The organism is Terrisporobacter muris, assembly GCF_024621905.1.
GTDB lineage: Bacteria > Bacillota > Clostridia > Peptostreptococcales > Peptostreptococcaceae > Terrisporobacter > Terrisporobacter muris.
Window position 1 is genome coordinate 1 of record NZ_JANKBY010000575.1, and the last position, 1,248, is coordinate 1,248.

Here is a 1,248-nt window from a genome sequence, read left to right on the forward strand (position 1 = left end):
ATTCATTTTGTTAGGAGGAGAAAAAATGTCTAGAAAAAAAGGGATAGGATTAGTAGTTATTGTAGCAGTAATATGTTCAGTACTTAGTTCATTTTTAACGGTAGTTTTATTAAAAAATAATTTAACTTCATCATCAAATGGAGGCGCTACATCACAAAGTATCAATATTAATAGCGCTGGAAAAAGTACAAATGTGTATCAAGCAGTAACAGAAAAGGCTATGCCATCTGTAGTAGGTATTACTACAACTGTAATGAGCTCAAATAATATGTTTTCTATTCCAACTGAATCAGAAGGTGTGGGAACAGGTATAGTAGTAGACTCAAATGGATACATACTTACAAATTCTCATGTTATTTCTGATGGAGAAGCAAAAAAAGTAAATGTACTATTTAATGATGGTTCAAGTATTGATGGTAATGTTGTTTGGTATGACTCACAATTAGATTTAGCCGTAGTAAAAGTAAATAAAACTGGCCTTACTCCAGCAGAACTTGGAGATAGTGATAAAGTTTCAATAGGAGACATATCTATAGCTATAGGTAATCCACTTGGATTAGAATTGCAAAGAACAGTTACACAAGGTATAATCAGTGGACTAGATAGAACCATAAAAACTGAAAGTGCAACTATGACGGGGCTTATTCAAACAGATGCGAGTATAAACTCTGGTAATAGTGGTGGACCGTTATTAAATGAAAAAGGCCAAGTTATAGGAATAAATACAGCAAAGACATCTGAAGGTGAAAGTTTAGGGTTTGCTATTCCAATTAATCAAGCAAAAGAAATTATAGAATCAGTAATTAAAAATGGAAGCTATGAAAAAGTAACACTTGGTATAAAAGGATATGATGCATCAACTTATGCAGCTTATGCTCAATCTCAAGGACAGAAGGTAGCTACTGATGAAGGTATATTTGTTGGAGAAGTAGTAGACGATTCTCCAGCTAAAAAAGCTGGCGTTAAAGCAGGAGATATAATTGTTAAATTAGGAGATACAAAACTAACAAGCATGTCTGATTTAACTAAACGTTTATATGAATATAAAAGTGGTGACAAGACTACTTTAGTAGTAAATAGAGATGGTAAAGAAGTAAAATTAAATGTAAGTTTTTAATATAAAAATAGTGAGGAGCAATATCCTCACTATTTTTATATCCAAAATAATATTTAAAAAATGTGAATTTAGATAATATATAATTTTAATTTATATTGAGATTTAGAGTTTAAATTATTACTATTTATTAT

1 protein-coding gene is annotated in these 1,248 nt (G+C 30.4%); it reads left to right on the forward strand.

Annotation, left to right across the window (positions count from 1 at the left end; translation table 11 throughout):
- The first annotated feature begins 25 nt into the window (after nt 1–25).
- Entirely contained in the window at nt 26–1,117 is a 1,092-nt protein-coding gene (gene htrA, locus NSA58_RS20380) for a serine protease HtrA (RefSeq protein WP_039678682.1), read from the forward strand.
- Nucleotides 1,118–1,248 lie beyond the last annotated feature (131 nt).

Coding starts and splice junctions, on each gene's coding strand:
- htrA (WP_039678682.1), top strand. CDS start 26: ATGTCTAGAAAAAAAGGGATAGGATTAGTAGTTATTGTAGCAGTAATA.